4 protein-coding genes are annotated in these 1786 nt (G+C 74.6%); 3 read left to right on the top strand and 1 reads right to left on the bottom strand.

Going from position 1 to position 1786, the window contains the following annotated elements; all coding sequences use genetic code 11:
* The 3 genes from AB0C76_RS41270 to AB0C76_RS41260 form a co-directional block, all read left to right on the top strand.
* Positions 1-89: acyl-CoA dehydrogenase family protein (locus AB0C76_RS41270; protein ID WP_157846636.1), on the top strand; the 89-nt coding region annotated here is incomplete at its 5' end.
* Positions 90-146: 57 nt separating this feature from the next.
* Entirely contained in the window at positions 147-884 is a 738-nt protein-coding gene (locus tag AB0C76_RS41265) for a TetR family transcriptional regulator (protein WP_359975914.1), read from the top strand.
* Between the two features lie 96 nt (positions 885-980).
* Positions 981-1124: a hypothetical protein gene (locus tag AB0C76_RS41260; RefSeq protein ID WP_359975911.1), complete on the top strand. Its 144-nt coding sequence runs from the start codon at positions 981-983 to the stop codon at positions 1122-1124.
* Between the two features lie 145 nt (positions 1125-1269).
* Here the strand turns inward: AB0C76_RS41260 and AB0C76_RS41255 are convergent, their stop codons facing one another.
* Positions 1270-1647: a holo-ACP synthase gene (locus tag AB0C76_RS41255; protein WP_359975908.1), complete on the bottom strand. Its 378-nt coding sequence runs from the start codon at positions 1645-1647 to the stop codon at positions 1270-1272.
* Between the last annotated feature and the right edge of the window lie 139 nt (positions 1648-1786).

The following is a 1786-nucleotide window of genomic DNA, read 5'->3' as shown; positions in this document are numbered from 1 at the left end:
AGCGGATGATGCGCGACGCGAAGATCACGCAGATCTACGAGGGCACCAACCAGGTCCAGCGCATCGTCATGGCCCGCAACCTGCCGTAACGCGCACGGCACCGGCCCTTCGGGGCCGGTGCCCTGTCGCGGTGTAAGTTCCCGGGAATGAGCGAGAAGGAAGAGCAGGACCTGCCCATGAACGACGGGCCCTCGAAGCCGGCGATGCGCGAGGCGCTCGTGGCCGCGGCCTTCGAGCTCTTCCTGGACCGCGGCTTCGAACAGACCACGGTCGACGACATCGTGTCCCTCGCCGGGGTCGGCAGGCGCTCCTTCTTCCGCTACTTCCCGGCCAAGGAGGACGTGGTCTTCCCCGACCACGAGCGCAGTCTGGCCGAGATGACGGAGTTCCTGGACTCCGGCACCGGCGAGGAGGACCCGGTCCGGCACGCCTGCGGCGCGGCCCGCCTCGTCCTGCGGATGTACGCCGAACAGCCGTCCTTCTCCGTCCAGCGCTACCGGCTCACCCGCAAGGTGCCCGGCCTCCGCGCGTACGAGCTGTCGGTGGTGTGGCGCTACGAGCACACCCTCGCTGCCTACCTGCGCGGCCGGTTCGCCGACCGCCCGGACGGGCCGCTGCGCGCCGACGTGATCGCCGCCGCCGTCGTCGCCGCGCACAACCACGCCCTGCGGACCTGGCTGCGCTCGGGCGGGGAGAGCGACTGGGTGGCCGAGGTGGACACCGCGATGGCCTTCGTTGTCGACACCTGGAGCGACCGCCCCGCCGAGGGCGCGGGCGACGCCGACCAGGACGACGTCGTCGTCCTGGTGGCCAGTCGCAAGGCGCCGCTGTGGCGGATGGTCCAGGGCATCGAGAGCGCGCTGGGGGAGTCCCGGCAGGACTGATCGGCCTCCGTCGGCGTCCCCCGTCCGGCGCAACCCGCCGGCGACACCGACGCCTCGGTCACCCGGCTGCCCGTCACGAGCACGGTGCTGACGGCGATGCTGCTGGGCAGGGAGGCGGCGAACGCGGTGCCTTTGCCGATCGTCGCCGGGGTGACGGCCTTCATCGCCGGCGAACTGCTCCGCCGCCGGGCCGGGCGCACCCCCGCACCGGTCGAGCCCGAAGCCGCCCGAGCGAGCTGACCGCGGACGCCGCGAGTCGGCCCGGGCCCGCCGTCGAGCTCCCGTCGCCGCCCGGCGGGTGGGCCGGGCGGGGTGCGGGAGGTGCCTGCCGGCGGTGGGGAAGTACCGTCCGGTGGGCGGGAGTTCGACGACGGAACCGGGGCGTTCAGGCCCCCGGGTGGGCGAGGGCCGCGGCGAGGACGAGGTCGTGCTTGTGCGTGATCGACACCTGGACGTCGGCCACGCCGAGGCCGGCCGCCCAGATGGCGGCGGCGCCGGACAGCCGGACCACCGGGGCGCCGCCGTCCGAGCGCAGGACTGCGACGTCCCGCGGCCGGATGCCGCCCGTGAAGCCGGTGCCGAGGGCCTTCAGCACCGCCTCCTTGGCGGCGAACCGCCCGGCCAGGAACTCCCGCGCCCGCTCGGGGCCGAACGCCTCGGCGGTGGCCAGCTCGGCCGCGTCGTAGACGAAGGCCCGGAACCAGGGCCGGCCGAGCAGCCGGTCCAGCTCGCCGATGTGGAGCAGATCGACCCCGATCCGCACGGCCGGCTACTCCGCGTCCGCGCCGGTGGTGGCCCGGCGGCCCGTCACGAGGCGGCGATCTCGGCGCGGATGAGCCAGAGCCGGTTGGCGCCGCGGCGGTTGCGCGGTTGGACGTCGTAGGGCCAGCGGCCCTCGCCGG

The organism is Kitasatospora sp. NPDC048722, assembly GCF_040650235.1.
Classification (GTDB): Bacteria; Actinomycetota; Actinomycetes; order Streptomycetales; family Streptomycetaceae; genus Kitasatospora.
This window is presented reverse-complemented; position numbering and strand designations above follow the sequence as displayed.

Bases quoted from the DNA above. Each gene is read 5' to 3' on its own strand.
- AB0C76_RS41260 (WP_359975911.1), top strand. From the start codon at position 981: ATGCTGCTGGGCAGGGAGGCGGCGAACGCGGTGCCTTTGCCGATCGTC.
- AB0C76_RS41265 (WP_359975914.1), top strand. From the start codon at position 147: ATGAGCGAGAAGGAAGAGCAGGACCTGCCCATGAACGACGGGCCCTCG.